Annotated in this window: 19 protein-coding genes and 3 tRNA genes; 7 read left to right on the top strand and 15 right to left on the bottom strand. The window is 62.6% G+C overall.

Annotation, left to right across the window (positions count from 1 at the left end):
* Positions 1–14 precede the first annotated feature (14 nt).
* Both otsA and otsB read right to left on the bottom strand, forming a co-directional pair.
* Complete coding sequence (gene otsA / locus BLW71_RS00650) at positions 15–1,472, bottom strand: alpha,alpha-trehalose-phosphate synthase (UDP-forming) (protein WP_091792588.1); 1,458 nt, start codon at positions 1,470–1,472, stop codon at positions 15–17.
* Positions 1,473–1,527: 55 nt separating this feature from the next.
* A complete protein-coding gene (otsB, locus tag BLW71_RS00645) occupies positions 1,528–2,277 on the bottom strand; it encodes a trehalose-phosphatase (RefSeq protein ID WP_091792587.1) in 750 nt (249 codons plus the stop codon).
* Positions 2,278–2,660: 383 nt separating this feature from the next.
* Between otsB and BLW71_RS00635 the strand changes: the two genes are divergently transcribed.
* Genes BLW71_RS00635 through BLW71_RS00625 form a run of 3 tightly spaced genes read left to right on the top strand, consistent with a single transcriptional unit; the run spans position 2,661 to position 4,694 of the window.
* On the top strand, positions 2,661–3,320 hold the full coding sequence (locus tag BLW71_RS00635) for an SCO family protein (RefSeq protein ID WP_502686810.1): 660 nt from the start codon (positions 2,661–2,663) through the stop codon (positions 3,318–3,320).
* An 18-nt stretch (positions 3,321–3,338) separates the two neighbouring features.
* A complete protein-coding gene (locus tag BLW71_RS00630) occupies positions 3,339–3,800 on the top strand; it encodes a copper chaperone PCu(A)C (RefSeq protein ID WP_091792585.1) in 462 nt (153 codons plus the stop codon).
* 9 nt (positions 3,801–3,809) lie between these two features.
* Entirely contained in the window at positions 3,810–4,694 is an 885-nt protein-coding gene (locus tag BLW71_RS00625) for a cytochrome c oxidase assembly protein (protein ID WP_091792584.1), read from the top strand.
* A gap of 68 nt (positions 4,695–4,762) precedes the next feature.
* On the opposite strand, the gene BLW71_RS00620 is transcribed toward BLW71_RS00625, so the two are convergent.
* From BLW71_RS00620 to uvrC, 10 genes are all read right to left on the bottom strand, one after another.
* On the bottom strand, positions 4,763–5,257 hold the full coding sequence (locus BLW71_RS00620; RefSeq protein ID WP_091792583.1) for a GNAT family N-acetyltransferase: 495 nt from the start codon (positions 5,255–5,257) through the stop codon (positions 4,763–4,765).
* Positions 5,258–5,350: 93 nt separating this feature from the next.
* Positions 5,351–6,331, bottom strand: coding sequence for a sensor domain-containing diguanylate cyclase (locus BLW71_RS00615; RefSeq protein ID WP_091792582.1), 981 nt, complete (start codon positions 6,329–6,331; stop codon positions 5,351–5,353).
* A 189-nt stretch (positions 6,332–6,520) separates the two neighbouring features.
* Positions 6,521–7,279: a TraB/GumN family protein gene (locus BLW71_RS00610; RefSeq protein WP_091792581.1), complete on the bottom strand. Its 759-nt coding sequence runs from the start codon at positions 7,277–7,279 to the stop codon at positions 6,521–6,523.
* A 48-nt stretch (positions 7,280–7,327) separates the two neighbouring features.
* Positions 7,328–7,726: a hypothetical protein gene (locus BLW71_RS00605; RefSeq protein WP_091792580.1), complete on the bottom strand. Its 399-nt coding sequence runs from the start codon at positions 7,724–7,726 to the stop codon at positions 7,328–7,330.
* A gap of 105 nt (positions 7,727–7,831) precedes the next feature.
* Positions 7,832–8,566 carry a hypothetical protein gene (locus tag BLW71_RS00600; protein WP_091792579.1) on the bottom strand — a complete coding sequence of 245 codons (735 nt, stop codon included), beginning with the start codon at positions 8,564–8,566 and terminating at the stop codon, positions 7,832–7,834.
* A gap of 504 nt (positions 8,567–9,070) precedes the next feature.
* Positions 9,071–9,144 (bottom strand) — tRNA-Cys (locus BLW71_RS00595).
* 105 nt (positions 9,145–9,249) lie between these two features.
* Positions 9,250–9,325 (bottom strand) — tRNA-Gly (locus BLW71_RS00590).
* 63 nt (positions 9,326–9,388) lie between these two features.
* A tRNA-Gly gene (locus BLW71_RS00585) sits at positions 9,389–9,464 on the bottom strand.
* A gap of 228 nt (positions 9,465–9,692) precedes the next feature.
* Positions 9,693–10,286: a CDP-diacylglycerol--glycerol-3-phosphate 3-phosphatidyltransferase gene (gene pgsA, locus BLW71_RS00580; RefSeq protein ID WP_091792578.1), complete on the bottom strand. Its 594-nt coding sequence runs from the start codon at positions 10,284–10,286 to the stop codon at positions 9,693–9,695.
* 132 nt (positions 10,287–10,418) lie between these two features.
* Positions 10,419–12,608: an excinuclease ABC subunit UvrC gene (gene uvrC, locus BLW71_RS00575; protein ID WP_091792577.1), complete on the bottom strand. Its 2,190-nt coding sequence runs from the start codon at positions 12,606–12,608 to the stop codon at positions 10,419–10,421.
* A gap of 263 nt (positions 12,609–12,871) precedes the next feature.
* On the opposite strand from uvrC, the gene earP reads away from it, so the two are divergent.
* Positions 12,872–14,065 (top strand): elongation factor P maturation arginine rhamnosyltransferase EarP, encoded by a 1,194-nt coding sequence (gene earP / locus BLW71_RS00570; protein WP_091792576.1) that lies wholly within the window; start codon positions 12,872–12,874, stop codon positions 14,063–14,065.
* A 408-nt stretch (positions 14,066–14,473) separates the two neighbouring features.
* Positions 14,474–15,031, top strand: coding sequence for an elongation factor P (efp, locus tag BLW71_RS00565; RefSeq protein WP_091792575.1), 558 nt, complete (start codon positions 14,474–14,476; stop codon positions 15,029–15,031).
* On the opposite strand, the gene BLW71_RS41475 is transcribed toward efp, so the two are convergent.
* Positions 15,028–15,201 (bottom strand): hypothetical protein, encoded by a 174-nt coding sequence (locus tag BLW71_RS41475; RefSeq protein WP_177204937.1) that lies wholly within the window; start codon positions 15,199–15,201, stop codon positions 15,028–15,030. The genes efp and BLW71_RS41475 overlap by 4 nt on opposite strands.
* Positions 15,202–15,313: 112 nt before the next feature.
* Between BLW71_RS41475 and BLW71_RS00560 the strand changes: the two genes are divergently transcribed.
* Positions 15,314–15,520, top strand: coding sequence for a CsbD family protein (locus BLW71_RS00560; protein ID WP_091792574.1), 207 nt, complete (start codon positions 15,314–15,316; stop codon positions 15,518–15,520).
* Positions 15,521–15,841: 321 nt separating this feature from the next.
* Positions 15,842–17,218 carry a sigma-54-dependent transcriptional regulator gene (locus tag BLW71_RS00555; RefSeq protein WP_091792573.1) on the top strand — a complete coding sequence of 459 codons (1,377 nt, stop codon included), beginning with the start codon at positions 15,842–15,844 and terminating at the stop codon, positions 17,216–17,218.
* A 104-nt stretch (positions 17,219–17,322) separates the two neighbouring features.
* Here BLW71_RS00555 and nagZ read toward each other — a convergent pair whose 3' ends face one another.
* A complete protein-coding gene (gene nagZ / locus BLW71_RS00550; RefSeq protein WP_091792572.1) occupies positions 17,323–18,351 on the bottom strand; it encodes a beta-N-acetylhexosaminidase in 1,029 nt (342 codons plus the stop codon).
* Positions 18,352–18,421: 70 nt separating this feature from the next.
* Positions 18,422–18,853 (bottom strand): holo-ACP synthase, encoded by a 432-nt coding sequence (gene acpS / locus BLW71_RS00545; protein WP_091792571.1) that lies wholly within the window; start codon positions 18,851–18,853, stop codon positions 18,422–18,424.
* Positions 18,854–18,868 lie beyond the last annotated feature (15 nt).

The following is an 18,868-nucleotide window of genomic DNA, read 5'->3' as shown; positions in this document are numbered from 1 at the left end:
GGCCCCGAACGCGCCTACCCGGCCCGAGTCTGGCGTGCCTTTTTCCCCGGCACTGCGCGCGCCTTCCCGCTTCGGGTGCTCTTTGCACCAGCAACGCCCTGCAGATCGCGCATGAAGTTATCGCGCCACACGGACACATTGTTCTCGCGCAACTGCACCATCATGTCGCGATGACGTGCCTGACGCTCCGCGAGCGGCATCTCTAGCGCCCTCGCGAGCGCCTCGGCCATGCCGTCGATGTCGACCGGATTGACGATCAGCGCGCCGTCCAGTTCCTGCGCGGCGCCGGCAAAACGCGACAGCACGAGCACGCCGGGATTCTCCGGGTCCTGCGCCGATACGTACTCCTTGGCGACCAGGTTCATGCCATCGCGCAAGGGCGTGACATAGCCGACGTGCGCGGTGCGAAATAGTGCGGCCAGCACCGAGCGTTCGTATTGCTTATGGATGTAGAGAATCGGCGTCCAGTCCAGTTCGGCGAAGCGCCCATTGATACGCCCCGACTCCCCTTCCAGCTGCAAGCGGATGTCCTGATACGCATGCATGTCGGCGCGCGTCGGCGGCGCGATCTGCAGGAACGACACCTTGTTGCGTTGCGCGGTCGCATGTTCGAGCAGCCGCTCGAAGGCGCGAAAACGCTCGACCAGTCCTTTCGAATAATCGAGCCGGTCCACGCTCATGATCAGCTTGCGCGAATGCAGCGTCGCCTTCATCGTACGCACCGGTTTGCCGCGCTCGCCCGCTTTCGCGAGTTCGGCGATCTCGTCCGGATAGACGCCGATCGGATAGGCGGCCGCGCGCAGCGTGCGACCGAATGCGTGGATCGTCAGCGGGCCTTTCGCCGATGCGTCGACGGTGCCGTTCGCCTCGTTGACGATGTAGTCGCAGAACGCACGCAAATCCGGCGCCGTCTGGAAGCCGAGCAGATCGAACGAACACAGTGCTTCGACGAGTTCGCGATGCGGCGGCACCGCCAGCAGTACCTGCGAAGCTGGAAACGGAATGTGCAGGAAAAAACCGATGCGATTCTTTACGCCCGCCGCACGCAAAGCCTGCGCAAACGGAATCAGGTGATAGTCGTGAACCCAGATCACGTCGTCTTCACGCAGCAGCGGCACGAGTTGTTGCGCGAGCCACGCATTGACGCGGCAGTAGCCCTCGAAGTCGTGCCGGTCGTATTGCAACAGGTCGGCGCGATAGTGGAACGCCGGCCACAGCGTGGCGTTCGAGAAACCGCGGTAGTACTGGTCGTAATCGCGGCGCATCAGCGCGATGGTCGCGAACGTCACCGGGCCGCGCTCCTCGACCTTGATCTGCGGCTGGCCCGAGCCGAGCACGTCGCCGCTCCAGCCGAACCACATGCCGCCGGTTTCCTTCAGCGCGTCGTACACGCCGACCGCCAGACCGCCCGCCGCCGGGCCGCCCTCCGAGATCGGCGCGACCCGGTTCGATACGATGATCAGTCGACTCATGAAGCGCGTTTCCCGATGCAGTACGTTGTTTTCTTTGAGCGATGCGGCATGGCCATCAGACCGAGCGCGCCGCCGTGACGACCGACGCCAGCCAGTCGAGCAGCGCCGGGACGGAGTCGATACGCGTTTGCGCCAGCGTCTCGCCCGGACCGACCTTGATCGACACCCCGCCGCGCTCGTTGACGACGGCAAAGCCTTTCTCGTCGGTCAGATCGTCGCCGGCAAAGACCGGCTGGCGGCCGACGAAAGGCGGCTCGTCGAGGAACGCGCGCAACGCGCGGCCCTTGTCGACATCTTTGGGTTTGATTTCATAGACCATCTTGCCCGGCTGCAGCACGTAGGAGCCGGCGTAATCGGCCACCAGCCGCCCGGTTGCCTCGCGCGCCACCGGCTCGCGATCCGGCGCATTGCGGTAATGCAGCGCCACGGCCGCGCCCTTGATTTCGAGCAGCATGCCGGGATTTTCGTTGACCACCTGCGCGAGCACCTGCTCCATGCGCAGGAGCCGCTCGTCATGAAAGCCGATACGCTGCGTGTCGCCGTTCGCGTCGCGCCGCTCGGCGCCGTGCAGACCGGCAATCGGCAAATCGGGCATGCCGAGAAAACCGTCGATACTGTCGATACCGCGGCCCGACACGACCGCGACCGCACCGTTGGTCAGGCTGCGCAGCTCGCTCAACAGATCGACCACGCGGGGTTCCACCAGCACGCCGTCCGGCGTGGAAGCGAGTTCGACGAGCGTACCGTCGAAATCGAAGAAAAATGCAGTCTCGCCTGGAGACAGAACAGCCGGAAGTGCTTGCATCGGTTAGTTTTGCCTTTCAGCCTTGTGCGGCCGGAAAAGTGTGCGCATCTTACCGCGCATCCATCAATTTTTCGAGAAAGTAAGGCTGGACACAAGCCCGGCCGAACGCCGCGAGCGAACACCGTCGGCGATTGCGTTCAAAAAGAAGACAATCCGGCTTCATGCAGCTTTCAGCCGCCTGCGTCAAATTGCCTCGCAAAACGTGCGCCCGTCGGCGCTGCGCGACGCCATCAGCGATTTTGCGCTACAGTCGCTGCCACGCAGATCATTGCCGTTACGACCAGTTTTGCACACTATGACGGCCCGCGCGAAACGCCCGAATCGTGCAGCGCCGCTCGCGCGCGCACTGGCGCCGCCATTCAATCGAGTAACTGAACCCTGCTTTGTTCCCGATCTTCTCATTCCGGCATTCGCAATCGCACCTGGCGTCTTCACACGGGCTGCGCCGCGCGCGCCTGTTGGCGCTGACGCTCGCGTTGGGCGCGCTCGCGGCGCTTGCCGGCTGCACGCATCGCCAGGACACGTGGCAGTTGACCAATGTGACCGGCCACCTGCCGGATCTCGACTTCAACCTGACCGGCGACGATGGCCGCGCCGTCAACGGCGACTCGTTCAAGGGCCGCACCTCGCTGGTCTATTTCGGCTACACGCATTGCCCGGACGTCTGTCCTGAAACGATGGGCCGGTTGATGCAGGTGCTCGGCAAACTCGGCCCCGACGCGCAGAAGGTGCGCATTCTGTTCATCACCGTCGATCCCGCGCGCGACACGGCGCAAGCCTTGCACGACTACGTCGGCGCTTTCGACTCGCAACACGCCGAAGGGCTGACCGGCACCGACTGGCAGATCGAGTCGCTCGCCAAGCGTTACCGCGTTGCCTATCAGATGGAAAAGCGCGATCCCAGCGGCAACTACGAGGTCACCCATAGTTCCGCCGTCTACGTGTTCGACAGCCAGGGGCACGCGCGCCTGCTGGCCACCGACCGCGACACGCCCGATGCGATCGCAGAAGACCTGCGCCGTATCATTGAAGACCGTTCCTGACCTTTCCCGAGTCCATTCATGTCGATCAAGATCAAAACGTTCGCTGCACTGAGTTGCGCCCTCGCCCTCTCGTTCGGTGTTGCCACGACCGCGCAAGCCGCGGGCGCCAACGCGGTCAGCGCGAAAAACGCGTGGGTCCGCTGGCTGCCCAACAACCTGCCCGCCGCCGGCTATGTGACGCTCGTCAACGCGAGCGACAAGCCGGTCGATCTCGTCGACATCTCCAGCAACGACTACGGCGACGCAATGCTGCATCAGACGGTGTCGAACGGTTCGTCGCAGAAGATGGTGATGGTCGACAAGCTGACCGTGCCCGCGCACGGCCAGGTCGCCATCGCGCCCGGCGGCTACCACGTGATGCTCGAAGATGCGAAGCACAAGATCGCGCCGGGCGACACCGTGCATCTCACGCTCAAGTTCTCCGACGGCGAAACGCTCGACACGCCGTTCGCCGTCAAATCGCCGGCGCAGACGAAGTAAACTGCGGCGATGAATCTGCTCTACTGGCTCGATCCCTGGGAGTTTTCGCCGACCGTCGTGATCGCCTTGCTGGTGCCGGCGATCCTCTTCATGCGCGGCGCGCGCAAGGCGAAGATGTCGGTCGCGCGGCGTATCTCCTTCTGGTTCGGGCTGGTGGCGCTGTATGTCGCGTTGCATACGCGGCTCGACTATTTCTTCGAGCATGAGTTTTTCATGCATCGCGCGCAGCACCTGGTGCTGCATCATCTCGGGCCGTTCTTCATTGCACTGTCGTATCCGGGTGCCGCGTTGCGCGCGGGTATTCCGTTCAGTTGGCGGCAACGCTTCGTGCGGCCCGCGCTCGAGACGCCGGTCGTGCGCAAGCTGCTCGACGTGGTGATGCATCCGGTCGTTGCAGTGACGCTGTTCGTCGGGTTGATTTACTTCTGGCTGATGTCGCCGATTCATTTCGTCGCGATGCTCGACTGGCGGCTGTATCGCGTGATGAACTGGAGCATGGTGATCGACGGCCTGCTGTTCTGGTGGCTCGTGCTCGATCCGCGTCCCGCGCCGCCGGCGCGTTTGTCGCCCGGCAAGCGCGTGCTGGTGGTGATCGCCGCGATTCCGCCGCAGATCATTCTCGGCGCGTTCATCTTTTTCACGCCACGCGAGTTGTATCCGATCTACTCGATCTGCGGCCGTGCATTTACATGGTTGAGCCCAATGCGCGATCAGCAGATCGGCGGGTTGCTGCTGTGGATTCCGGGTTCGATGATGAGCGTGATCGGCGCGCTAGTGGCCTTGCGTCACTGGATGCGGTTGTCGGCACGCGGACGCTTGCGCGGCGAACGGCGCGCGAAGGCGACACACGCCCTGGCGAACGCGGTTTCAACGCCTGCGGGCAATCACCGTTAATCCCATAGTTTGCAACGGTCGCCGGAAACTCCGCGCGCGTACAACTTGCGCGGAGGATGTGCGCTGCTTCAGGCGGAACGCATCCAGACATGCGGGATGCCGTCTTCTTCGTGGACTTCCGACACCGGCGCGAAGCCGAACGCACCGTAAAAGCCTTGCAGATGGGCCTGCGCATGCAAGCGGATCGGCGTGCCCGACCACTGCGCGCGAATATGCGTAAGCGCCCGTTCGAGCATCGCATTGCCCAAACCGATGCCGCGGAATTCCGCTGTCGTGAGCACACGGCCAATGCGGATATCCGTGTCGTCCGCATCAGGCAGCAGCACGCGCAGATAACCCGCGAGCGGCGGCCGCTTTTCACCGGGACCATAGGCCAGCAGATGCCAGGCGTCCACATCGAGCCCGTCGATATCGCCATACACGCAGTTCTGCTCGACGACGAACACCGCGCTGCGCGCCCCCAGCATCGTATAGACCTCGATACTCGTGAGCTCGTCGAAGTATTTCCAGCGCCAGTCGAGTTGCGCGAGCCGCGTGGCGGCGCTCTGCTGCAGTTCAGTCATGACAACGTTCAATAGAAAGAAGGCGCACCGCACGAATAACGGTGAGGCGAGATTATGCCGCATGGCACGTCACGGCTTCGCCGCCGTGCCGGCTCAGTTGTGATGCGCGGCGCGCGCCTTCGACGCCTGTTTATGGCTGTACATCGCAGCGTCAGCCGCCGCCAGCAGATCGGCAACCGATCGATGCCGGGCGGGATCGTACTGAATCTGCCCGACGCTATAGCGAATGTCGTAGCCACGCTGGGCTTCGGCGTTGCGCTCGTCCAGCAGTTGCGCAAGTCGGTGCGTCACTTCCTGCGTGGCGCCGCGGTCCGAATCGGTGAGCAGCACGACGAACTCGTCGCCGCCGAGCCGCCCGATCACATCGCTTTCACGCAGCGCGGTGCGCAGGACGTCGGCGAAGTTCTTTAGCGCGTGATCGCCTTCGGCGTGGCCGAGCGTGTCGTTGATCTGCTTGAAATCGTTCAGATCGAAGAACAGCAGAGACGCCGGCTTTTGCATTCGCTTGCAGACGTTCAGCGCATGTTGCGCGAGTGACTCGAACCCGCGCCGGTTCGACAGAAGCGTCAGATCGTCGAGCGTGGCCAATTGCACCGCCGCCAGTTCCTGCTCGGCCATGCGCGCCAGATCACGCAGCAATTCGCGCTCTTCTTCGTCGAGGCCGCGCGGCTTGGTGTCGATCAGACAGAGCGTGCCGAGCTTGCTGCCGTTGGGCACTGTCAGCGGGCAGCCGGCGTAGAAACGGATATTCGGGCTGTCCGTGACGAGCGGATTGTCGTGAAACCGCTCGTCCGCGAACGTGTCGGGCACCATCAGGATCTCGTCGCCAACGATGGCGTGCGCGCAGAACGACACGTCACGCGAGGTCTCGCTCACGTTCAGGCCGACGCACGACTTGAACCACTGACGATCCGCGTCGACAAGACTCACGAGGGCGATAGGCACACCGAAGAGTCGCTTGGCGAGCCGGGTCAGGCGATCGAAGCGCTCTTCCGGCAGTGTATCGAGAATATGCAGCGCACGCAGGGTGTCGAGACGGGCGCTTTCGTCAATGGGCGTCGGTGGCACATGCATGTAGTAGTCCCCAAGGCGACCGGTGTGGCCGAAGTGGCAGGCGGTTAGTGTATAGCGACATACGTCACTTGGGGCAAGACCAGAGCGCGAGAGTTCCCTCGGATTGCGTGCCCGCTGCATCCGCATTCGCGCCGATGCAGGCCGCGCCGAGCCGAGACGCTCGCGCGGCAAGGTGTGACGGCGGCTTGACTAAGAGCTTTCAAAGACCGGCTCTACGGGCCGCGCAAGACAGTCGATCAGGTTGTCGGGTCCGCACAGATGCAGCGCGCCAACGACCACCAACGTGCGCTCAGGCCGCGACAGCAAGTCCCTCAGGCGCGCCGCCCATGCGCGATTGCGCGCGTCGAGAATCGCATGCCGGATGCCTGGCAGATTGAACATCGGCGACTCGTTGGCGATGCGGTGCACGGCGGCCAGATCGCCCTCCAGCCACGCGGCATGCATGCGTTCGAGCGTGCGCTGCGGTTCATCGAGATCGGCTATCAGCAGACCGAGCGCCGCGCCGACAGCATCGAGCGGAATCGATTCGAGCGCCGCCGCCACTTCCTGCGCGGTCTCGAGATAGTGATAGGGTTTGGCCTGCGCGATCGCCGAGCGCAGCATGCGCGGCTCGACGCCTTCGACGACCTGCTGGAACAGCGTCGGCGCGACGATCAGCGCGGCCCACGGGCGCAGATCGGCGAGCGGCGCCAGCGGGCCTTCAACGGGCCAGGCCGCCTGAAGACGCTGCCATGCGTCGGCGGATAGCAAGGGCTGCAGGCAAGCGGCGCCGCCCTGGCCGGCGGCCTTCAGAAACGGGAGGATCGTCGGCGGATCGGACTCGAAGACGAGCGCCTCGGCCCAGTCATACGCTTCGGCGATCCATGGCGGTGTTCGGCGGCTCGTCGCCGGAAAGAGATGCATCGAGCCGAGCAGGCGAACCTGAGTGCCGGTGAGTTGTAGGTACATGCAACCTCGGTGTGGACAAGCAATGATGCAAAGAAGCTGGGCCGCCGTTCAACCGATCACGTGCGGCGCGGCGCACCGGCTCGCCGCGCCTCGCCAGGCCGTACGCACGGTGAAGGCGACGAACAGCAGAAAGACGATCTGCGACAGATACAGATCCATACGGATCGGGTGATGCGGCGCGAACCACGAATTGTGCGCCACATCCGTGACGATAACGGCAATGCAAAGAATCAACCCTATTACCGGAGAGACTAGCAGCAGCAACGCGGTAACAGGATCGATGAAGAGCAGAGAAGTCCAGTAGATGCGCGTAAAGAGCGCGGCGTTGCCGTAGTCCCACGAGAGGCCATGCGTCAGCACCGCCTGAAGATACGTCCACGTGGCGCCGGCCAGGCAAAGCGCGTAGATCACGCGTAAATAAAGCGAGCGGCGGACGATATCCTGCATACGCATTTCCGGCAAATTTCGAAGTGGTCAACAAAAATAAAGCCCCGGATTGCCCGGGGCTTCTCGCAGGAAAAATCCTTCCGCTTGATACTCACACGCGGCAGATTATTCGGCGCTTCTTTTGAACGACTCCAGTTCGCTCGTATAGCGCTCGTTTCGCACTCCATTGCTGGCGTAATACTCTTCCACTGATTTTACCCACCGGCCAATTTCGGGCACATACCAGATTGCTTTATAAGTACGCCCGGTTGCCTGAACCGGGCCGGTTTTCTGTGCATGCGTCACCATGGCCGTATCGCCCTGCTGGACCTGCACGGCCTGTGTGACGGTCTGTGTCGGCTCGAGTTGCGCGGTCCAGTCGCCCTCCGCTTCCACCTTGATCGCCTGGAATTTGCCCGCCGGCACTTCGACCGTTTCCGTGTCCACGACCCGATATTGGGTGCGCCACTTCTCCAAGGCGTGCATCTTGTTGGGATGCTGTTCCGCGTAGTCGATGCTCCAGGTTTTACCCGGCGATAACGGGAACGCGAGTGGCCGGTTGACCACCATTTCGGTGCCGTTCACGCTGCGCTCGCGACTCCAGTCCGCGCCCGCGATCAGTTCGTTCGCCGCCTGAGTCGAACCCGACGGCTTCGACTCATAGTAAATGTGCGACGACGTGGCGCGCAAAACGGTCACCTCATCGTGCGTCTGGCGCCAGACCGAAGGCGCTTTTTCAAACGTATTGACGTAAGTCCAGGTGTCGCCGGTCTTGAGGACCGGAGGCGGCGCCGACTGAGCAATGGCCAATATCGGCAAACAGACGGTCAACAGCACGGCTGCGGTTATCGTTTTTTTCATTGGTCGAGATGTAGTAGTTGTAGCGGGTTTGCATTGCCCCATTCATTCACGATGAAAAAACATCGCCATCCATTCAGGTAGATTGCAGCCATGCGTTAAATGCGCGAATGTGCATTGCCACTGTACATTATCGGCAATTACCGATGGCAATCAATACTGCAAACCGAGCGCAGTTCCACTACTAAAATAAATATGAAAGGCAATTAAATAAAAACGAAAGTACGCGAGAAGCGATTGGCAAACGGCATAAGGTTCAGGCGAGCGGCGCCGCGTTGGCTATGACTCGGCAGGCATGAGATTCGCGGGACCGGTTCGAGGTTGGCTGCAAGCAAGGATGGACTCGCGCTGAACCCGCTGATGATCGCGCGGGCCGACGCTGATATGTGCAGCACCAGAGGTGAGACCGCTACACATGCGTAGCGTGAGCATCTGCATCCGCGCTGACGGAGCGCGCACAAAAAAGAAAAGCCCCGACAAGTCGGGGCTTTTCTTTGCATCAACTACTGGAGGCGCGAGCCGGAGTCGAACCGGCCTAAACGGCTTTGCAGGCCGCTGCATAACCGCTTTGCTATCGCGCCGCAAGCGGACTGGAACCTAGCAACAGATTCGCAGATTCTGTCTGGCGGATAACCGGAAGGACCGGACCACCAAACAAAAAGGGAAGCACTGCTTCCCCTTATGTATGGAGCGGGAGACGAGGCTCGAACTCGCGACCTCAACCTTGGCAAGGTTGCGCTCTACCAACTGAGCTACTCCCGCATTGCACTGCTTCACAACGCGCTGCCTTTTTACTTCGCCAAACAACGCACTGCTTTAAAAATTTGGAGCGGGAGACGAGGCTCGAACTCGCGACCTCAACCTTGGCAAGGTTGCGCTCTACCAACTGAGCTACTCCCGCATTGTGCTGCTTTTGCCTGCTTATTACTTACTAACTGCTGCCTTGTTACTGCAACTACTCTCTTACTGCCACCGACGTTTCGAACTGCGTGCATCGGAGAAACGAGATTATGGAGAAACGACTGAAACGTGTCAACCCCCTTTTGCGAATCTCTTTTGCTGAACAGATTTCACTCATGTTGCCGCGAAGTTCGGGCACGCACCGGACGTCTTCCGCAACGGCGAGCGATCAGGCCACACCGCTCCTCTCGCGAATCTGCGGCCATGCGAGCTTCATGTAGTAGAGCATCGACCAGATCGTCAGGAACGCGGCCAGATAGATGAGCCACAGGCCCCACACGCGCGTATCGATCACCACGCCCCCACCGAACGGCAGTGGCCCATAAAACAGCAGCATGGGAATCGCGACCATCTGACAAACGGTCTTGAACTTGCCGAGAGAATTGACTGCGACGCTCTTCGACGCGCCGATCTGCGCCATCCACTCACGCAGCGCCGAAATCGCAATCTCGCGCCCGACGATCACGAGCGCAATGGCCGAATCGATTCGCGCGAGCTGCACGAGCACCAGCAACGCGGCGGTCACCATCAGCTTGTCGGCGACCGGGTCGAGAAACGCGCCGAATGCCGAAGTCTGATTCCATTTGCGCGCCAGAAAGCCGTCGAACCAGTCGGTCAACGCCGCCAGAATGAAGATCGTCGCGGCCGCCAGATTGCGGTGCGCGGGGCTCATCATCATGTCGGGCAAATAGAACACGCCGACGACGAGCGGAATCAGGACGATCCGCAGCCAAGTCAGGAAAATCGGGAAATTAAACGGCATGGGCAGGCGCAGCGTCTGACGAGGGAGATGCAATTGTGCCGTGTCACAGGGCCTGCCACAAGCAAAGCGGCGCGCGGATCCTCGCGCACGTGCCGCTCGAAAGGTGCGAGCGGCCGGCCGGACCCGCCGCAATCAATGCAACTGGCGGTAAATCTGCTCCGCGAGCGCCTGCGAAATGCCTTCGACGCTCGCCAGATCGTCGACACTGGCGGCGACCACGCCGCGCAGTCCGCCAAAGCGCGCGAGCAGCCGCTGGCGCCGCTTCGCGCCCACCCCTTCGAGCTCTTCGAGCCGCGAGGTCTGGCGCGTTTTGCCGCGCTTCGCGCGCATGCCGGTGATTGCGAAGCGGTGCGCTTCGTCGCGGATCTGCGCGACCAGCATCAGCGCGGCGCTTTCCTTGCCGAGTTCGAGCGGCCCGCGGCCGTCGGCGAAGATGAGCGTTTCGAGGCCGACCTTGCGTCCCTCGCCCTTCGCGACGCCGACCAGCATGCCGGTATCGAGACCCAGTTCCGTGAACACCTGGCGCGCGATTTCGACCTGACCCTTGCCGCCGTCGATCAGCACGATGGTCGGCAAGACGCCGCCCGCGGCGACCGGCTCCGCGGCGTCCGGCGCGAGCGACGGATCCGCGGCCGCGTCGTTTTGCAATTCGGCGGCTTCATCAGCGGCATTCGCAGCGGCTTGCGCCACCATCTTCTCGTAGCGGCGCGTGAGGACCTGGCGCATCGCGGCGTAATCGTCGCCGGGCGTAATGCCGGTAATGTTGTACCGGCGATATTCCGAGGACTGCATCTTGTGATGGTGATACACCACGCACGATGCCTGCGTCGCCTCGCCCATGGTGTGGCTGATGTCGAAACATTCGATGCGCAGATGCGCAAGATCGTCGCACTCCATGCCGAGCGTGTCGGTGAGCGCGCGCGTGCGGGCCTGCTGCGAACCCTGTTCCGAGAGCAGGCGCGCGAGCGCGAGCCGCGCATTCTGCTCGGCCATGGCGAGCCAGGCGCGCCGCTGTCCTTGCGGCTGACGCAGCACGGTTACCTTGTGCCCGGCCTGCTCGATCAGCACGTCGACCAGTTCGCGTGTAGCGGGCGCGTGGCTGACCACCAGCACCGGCGGCACGCGATTGCCCAGGTAGTGCTGCGCGATGAACGCTTCGAGGACCTCGGATTCGATGCCGCCGGCCGCGCGGGCGCGGCCTTTGCGCGGCTTCGCGGGTTCGGAGTCCGATTCGGGTTCTTCGGGTTCGCCGTCCTGTTCGTCCTGCTCGTCAGTTTCGCGCTCTTCGTCTTCCGGCGGCATATCTTGCGCGATTGCCAGCGCGTCCGCGGTAGCAGCTGATTCCGCCGCATCGTCCACGCCCGCTTCACCGAGCGAGCCTGGTGCAGCAGCCAACACCTCGCCGTCTTCTTCCAGACCACCCTCATCCGCCGTCAGCGCGCTTTCCACATGCGCCGGGAAATACGCCTTGTCACCCAGATGCCGTCCGCCGCGCACCATCGCCAGATTCACGCACACACGCCCGCCCAGCGCGACCACCGCGAGAATATCGACGTCGCTGTCGCTGCCGACTTCGATCGCCTGCTGATGCAGCACCGTCGACAGCGAGCTCATCTGGTTACGCACCGCCGCAGCCTGCTCGAACTTCAGTTCGCTCGCGAAGGCGTGCATCTTCTGCTCGAGTTCGCTCATCACTTCGCCTTGACGGCCGAGCAGAAAGCGCGACGCGTTGGCGACGTCGCGCGCGTAATCCTCTTCGCTGATGGCCGCGACGCACGGCGCCGTACAACGGCCGATCTGATGCAGCAAACAGGGCCGCGTGCGATTGTTGAACACCGAGTCTTCGCAGGTGCGCAACTGGAACACGCGCTGCAGGATCTGGATGCTCTCGCGCACCGCCCATGCACTCGGAAACGGACCGAAGTACTGATTCTTGCGATCCACCGCGCCACGGTAATACGCCATGCGCGGAAACTTGTGCCCGGTGAGCTTGAGGTACGGATACGACTTGTCGTCGCGAAACAGAATGTTGTAGCGCGGCGCCAGCGCCTTGATCAGATTGTTTTCGAGCAGCAGCGCTTCGGCCTCGGAGCGCGTGACGGTCGTCTCGATGCGCGCAATGCGCGTCACCATCATCGCGATACGCGGCGACAGTTGCGTCTTCGTGAAATAGCTCGAGACGCGCTTTTTCAGGTCGCGTGCCTTACCCACGTAAAGCACCGCGCCGTGCGTATCGTAATAGCGATAGACGCCGGGCAGATGCGGCAGTTGGGTGAGCACTTTTTTCGGCTCGAAAGCGTCGGTTGCTTCGGGTTCAGTCATGCAGAATCGGTTGGGTGGGACGGTCTTGCGAAGCGTTGCCCCGCGTGCCGCGCGCCTCGGCGAACCTCAATGTGCGTCGCGCGCGCAATCGTGAACGGGTGCTTTAGAATCGCCAGTTTAGAACATTCCGCGTGCGTTCGAACCCTGTTGCCCCGAATCGGACCACGCACCCGCGGCAGCCGGTCACGCCGCGACGCAGCAGGTTCAGACGGCTCGAACCGTACCGCTCCCTCCATCCGTTCCAATCCGCGACTCAGGCCATCATGTCCTCCGCCCCGCCTCTTCCCGACCACGCTGCTGACGCCTCCACGGCAATCGCTTGCGACATCTTCTGCGCGGTGATCGACAATTTCGGCGACATCGGTGTGTGCTGGCGACTTGCGCGCCAACTCGCCAGCGAACACGGCTGGCAGGTGCGCGTGTTCGTCGACGACCTGCATGCGTTTCAGAAGCTGTGCCCAGCCCTGACGCTGGAGCGCGCCCGCCAGACGGTGAGCGGCATCGTCGTCGAACACTGGCGCGAGCCGGCCCATGCGGGCGATACGCTCGAAGTGGCCGACGTCGTGATCGAAGCATTCGGCTGCGAACTGCCACCTGTCTATGTCGCCGCAATGGCCGCGCGCACGCGCACGCCCGTCTGGATCAACCTCGAATATTTGAGCGCCGAGGACTGGGTGGCGGATTTTCATTTACGGCCCTCGCCTCACCCGCGCTATGCGCTGACCAAGACTTTCTTTTTCCCCGGCCTGGGCCCGGGCACCGGCGGTGTGCTGAAGGAACGGCATCTCGACGGCGCGCGCGCCGCGTTCGAGAGTTCGCCCACCGCGCGCGAAGCGTGGTGGCGTGAAGCCACCGGCCACGCGCCGCCGCCCGCCGCGGCCACCGTCGTGTCGCTGTTCGCCTACGAGAACCCCGCCGTCGACAGCCTGCTCGAACAATGGCGCGACGGCGCCAGCCCGGTCGTGCTGCTGGTGCCCGAAGGCCGCATCTCTGGGGCGCTCGCGCGCTTCTTCGACCTGCCCTCGTTCGCTGCCGGTTCGCACGCCGTGCGCGGAAACCTCAGCGCGCACGCGCTCGCCTTTACCGACCAGACCGGCTACGACACGCTGCTATGGGTCAGCGACATCAATTTCGTGCGCGGCGAAGATTCGTTCGTTCGGGCTCAATGGGCCGCCAAACCGTTCGTCTGGCACATCTACCCGCAAGCCGACGACGCCCATCTGCCGAAGCTCGACGCGGCTCTCGCGCACTACGCGCGCACCCTGTCCGCCGACGCGCGCGACGCCCTTGGCCGCTTCTGGCACGCGTGGAACGGCGCGGGCCGACCGGACTGGGCGCAATTGCAGCGCCACGCCCCGGCGCTCGAGCGCCGTGCTGGCGAATGGGCCGGCGAGCTGGCTCAAGTGGGCGACCTCGCCGGAAATCTGGCCTTGTTCGCAAAAACTCAGTTAAAATAAGCGGTTATCCAACGGCCGACGACGCAAGCGCGGCCCGATCGCAGCGGCAGAATCCGGCCATTTGGCTTGACCGGCCCGTCGACCCGTATCGAAAGATGCGAGACAGTCCCCACATCAAAGTCTGAATGGCGGAAATGTCAAAAAAGGGACGTATGTTGCGGATCGGCGCCACTCGTGTACCCGCCCGCACAGGGTAAAAAGCAGGTAACGGATTGCTGGGAATGGCACAGGCCGAAGGTTGCGGCCCGAGAGCCAGTCTCCGCGGCAAGCCGGCCACGCCTTGATTCGCCCGCAACCCGCCGAGCCATTCCAGTCGGCGCGGCGCGCAGTGGGCGAAACGCCGAAGCCGCTTGCGCCGTATGCCGTTGAGCAAAAGTTGAAGCTACTTATTTCGTACAGGACAGTTTTATGAAGACCGCACAGGAACTCCGCACCGGTAACGTCGTGATGATCGGCGCAGACGCAATGGTTGTGCAAAAGGCCGAATACAACAAATCGGGCCGCAACTCCGCCGTCGTCAAGATGAAGTTCAAGAACCTGCTGACCGGCGCAGGCATGGAAAGCGTGTACAAGGCTGACGACAAGTTCGACGTCGTCGTGCTGGAACGCAAGGAAGTCACGTACTCGTACTTCGCTGACCCGATGTACGTGTTCATGGACGCCGACTACAACCAGTTCGAAGTCGAAGCCGAAATGATGGGCGACGCCCTTCATTACCTCGAAGACGGCATGGCTTGCGAAGTCGTGTTCTACAACGAGAAAGCCATCTCGGTCGAACTGCCGACCACGCTGGTCCGCGAAATCATCTATACGGAACCGGCTGTCAAGGGCGATACGTCGTCGGGCAAGGTGTTGAAGAACGCCAAGCTGACCACCGGTTTCGAACTGCAAGTGCCGCTCTTCTGCAACATCGGCGACAAGATCGAAATCGACACGCGTACGCACGAGTACCGCAGCCGCGCTTAAGCGCCCTGCTCGCCTGAATCCAGCGCCGCAACCGCGGCGCTGAGAAAAAAATGGCAAAAAAAAGCGCCCACATTGGGCGCTTTTTCTTTTTCGTGCTGCCGTGTATGGTTAAGGAAAACTTTACCGGCGATTTTCTCGGAATTGCACACCGGCGTCCCAAATTTTCCCATGATCCGCTCAGCAGACCATTGATTAGTTTAAGTAAATCATGATGGTACAGTTCATGCTTCTCTTGGGTATAGGCCAGTAAGGCTTTAATTTCTTCAACTCGGGAGATGCCACATGAATAACGACATCGCTGAAGGCAAGTGGAAGCAGATAGTCGGCAAGGCCAAGACTGCATGGGGCGAACTGACGGACGACGAATTGACCAAAGCCGAAGGCCGCGCCGACAAGCTTGCGGGTCTGATCCAGGAACGCTACGGCAAGACGCGCGAACAGGCGGAACTGGAAGTACGCCGGTTTTTCGATAGCAATCGGGATTTCTGACAGGCCGAGTGAAGGAAATACAGGTGCCCGCCCACGCTTACCAAGCTTACAAGAGGTCAGGATGGGCGCCGCAGTGTGATAACGCAAAGGACCAGAAGTACTCGAATCGAATCGCCGTGCGCCTGCCTGACTGTTTGATGGTTGTACGCGCCGCAGTGCCAGACGGTGCCATCCGGCCCCTCTTGCAGCGCGCAAGACGAGTTTGGCGGCGCGACACGCAATTCGATCGGAGATACCGGCCTGCATCGCGCCTAGTGCCGCGCGCCGAATTATTGGCGCAGCGGGCTGGGGATTCCATCCATTTAAAAAATTGCGCTCGCCATGCCACACGCCCTGATTGTTGAAGACGATCCTAATAGCCTGTCAGGCCTGTCCGCCATCCTCGCCGCCGACGGCTTCTCCGTCGACACGGCGACCACCATCGCGGAGGCCCGGGCCGCCTTGACACGCTTCATTCCCGACGTCGTGCTGGTCGACCTGAACCTGCCGGACGGCAGCGGGCTCGACCTGCTGCAGCATCTGCCCGCGCATCCGCCCGGCGGCGCCTTGCCCGTGATCGTAATGACCGGCAATGCGACGGTGGAAAGCGCGATCGAAGGTTTGCGGCACGGCATCTGGGACTACCTCCTGAAGCCGGTCAACATTCCACGCTTGCGCAGTCTGCTCGCGCGCATTCCGCGGCCGTACGAACTGACCGAAGAAGTGCAGACGCTGCGCGCGTCGCTACGCCAACTCGGCCGTTTCGGTTCCATGCTCGGCCGTAGCAGCGCGATTCAGCATGTCTATGACACGATCGAGCACATTGCGCCGACTGAAGCCGCCGTGCTGATTTCCGGCGAAACCGGCACCGGCAAGCAAATGGCGGCGCGCACCATCCACGATATGAGCCGGCGCCGTAAAGGCCCGTTCGTCACGCTCGATTGCCGGACGGCCAACAGCGCGAATCGCTCGCTCGACAGTCTGCTGTTCGGCCACGAACGCGGTGCGTTCAGCGGCGCCGAGCAGCGCGAGCCGGGCCTCTTCGAGCAGGCGAGCGGCGGCACGCTGTTCATCGACGAAATCGCGGAATTACCGCGCGATCAGCAGGAAGCGCTGTTGCGCGCGCTCGATTCGCAAACCTTCATGCGCGTCGGCGGCACGAATCAGGTCGTGACGGATTTCCGGCTGATCGCCTCGACGCGCAAGGTGCCGCGCGAGGCAGTAGCTGATGGCAGCCTGCACGCAGATCTGGCGCTGCGGCTCGAAGCGGCCGCCGTGACGCTGCCGCCGCTGCGCGAGCGCGGCGAAGATCCGGCGCTAATCGCTCAGGCGGTCGTCGACGAGCAGAATCACGAAGGAGCCACGCGCGGCACGCTGGAGGCCGCCAAGCAGATCGGGCCGAATTTTCTGCGCGAGTGTCTCACCTATGAATGGCCCGGCAATGTGCGCGAGCTGCACGACCGCGTGCGGCGCGCGTATCACGCGTCTGGCGATGTGCTGGAGTCGTTGCGCGCCGACGAAGCGGGCTCGGCAAATGGCCGCGATCTGAACGGCAGCCGCGTGCAGGTCACGGTGGGCACACCGCTCGCGGACGTCGAGGAAATGCTGATTCGGGCCACGCTTGATGCAGTGGGCGGTACACGTCACCGGGCGGCGTCGCTTCTGGGTATCAGTCCGAAGACGCTGTACAACAAGCTGCAGCGCATGCGCTTGAACTGAGCGCCGCCTCGGCGGCTCGAGGTGGGAGCCTTGTCGATAAGGTTAAAAAAACGGCACCTTCGAGGTGCCGTTTTTCCCGCTCGCGTGTCCGTCGCTCGCGCGACTCAGGCAAACGCGCTGCGCAACAATGCCTGCGCTTGAAGATATTGAGGCTCCGCGACCAGCTTGCTCCACTTCAAGGCTTTGCCGCGCGGACGCATGCGCTTGAGCCGCTGTTGCGATTCCTTCGACGGCGTGAAGCGCAGCGCATTCAGCACCTTTTCCGCCTCGTCCGGCTGATTACAGATCAGCACCATGTCACAGCCGGCTTGCAGCGCGGCGGTAGCGCCTTCGGTCAGCGTGCCGCCCTGGCGCGCGGCTTCCATTGAAAGATCGTCACTAAAGATCGCGCCTTCGAAGCGCAACTTGTTGCGCAGAATTTCCTGCAGCCAGATACGCGAGAAACCCGCGGGCTTCGAATCGATTTTCGGATAGACCACATGCGCGGGAATGACCGATCCCAAAGACAACCCGAGCCAGTCGTAAGGCGCTGCGTCATCACGCAGGATTTCTTCGAGCGAACGATCGTCGACCGGCATCGCGACGTGTGAATCCGCCTGCGCGAAACCGTGCCCCGGAAAGTGCTTCCCGCAATTGCTCATGCCGGCCAGCGCGAGTCCATGATTGAGGCTCTTCGCCAGCAAGGTCACCACACGCGGATCGCGGTGGAACGAGCGGTCGCCAATCACCTGCGACTGGCCGTAGTTCAGGTCGAGCACCGGTGTGAAGCTCATATCGATACCGCACGCGCGCAATTCCGCCGCGAGGATATAGCCGACGGCCGTCGTCACTTTGGTGGCGTGCAGTACATCGCTGTCCCACAACGCGCCGAGCTTGCCCATGGCCGGCAGCACCGTGAAACCGTCGGTGCGAAACCGCTGCACGCGTCCGCCCTCGTGATCGACGGCGATCAGCAGATCCTCGCGGATCGCTCGGATCGATTCGGTCAGCGCGATCAGTTGCGCGCGGCTCTCGTAGTGGCGCGCGAACAGGATCACGCCGCCGGTCATGGGATGCGCAAGGCGGCGTTTGTCGTCGTCGTTCAGCGTTTTGCCGACCACGTCGAGCATCACCGGTCCGGGAATGGTTTTCATCGATTTCCGCTAGAAAAAAGCCTGGAACAAAGGAAGACGCGGCCGGCGTGCGCCGCGTTCAAAGTATTTTTTATTCGGCGGCGCCGGGTGTCGCTGCTTGCGTGGCTTCCCGTGTTTCCGCGATCACGAACGACACCGCGTAATCACGCTCGTCGCTGATCGTGACGCGCGCCGTGATACCGCGCGCGTCGAGCCATTCGGCCAGCTCACCGGATGCGACCACCATCGGTTCGCCGCTCGGCTTGTTGAGCGTTTGCAGCGCGCGCCACGTCATCGGCCAGCGCATGCCGAGGCCGATCGCTTTCGAGAACGCTTCTTTCGCAGAGAACCGGGTGGCGAGAAACGCGAGACCGCGCGCCGCCGAGCGGGCGTGCCGCGCGTGATAGACGCGCAGTTCGTCCGGCCCGAGCACCTTTTCGGCGAAGCGGCCGTTGGTGCGCGTCATGACCGCGCCGACGCGGCTGACCTGAACGATGTCCGTACCGATGCCGTAGATCGTCATGCGCGGGGCCCCTCA

Origin of the sequence: Burkholderia sp. WP9, from assembly GCF_900104795.1 — a bacterium.
Classification (GTDB): Bacteria; Pseudomonadota; Gammaproteobacteria; order Burkholderiales; family Burkholderiaceae; genus Paraburkholderia.
The sequence above is the reverse complement of the archived record's forward strand: the minus strand, read 5'-3'. Positions and strand labels throughout refer to the sequence as shown.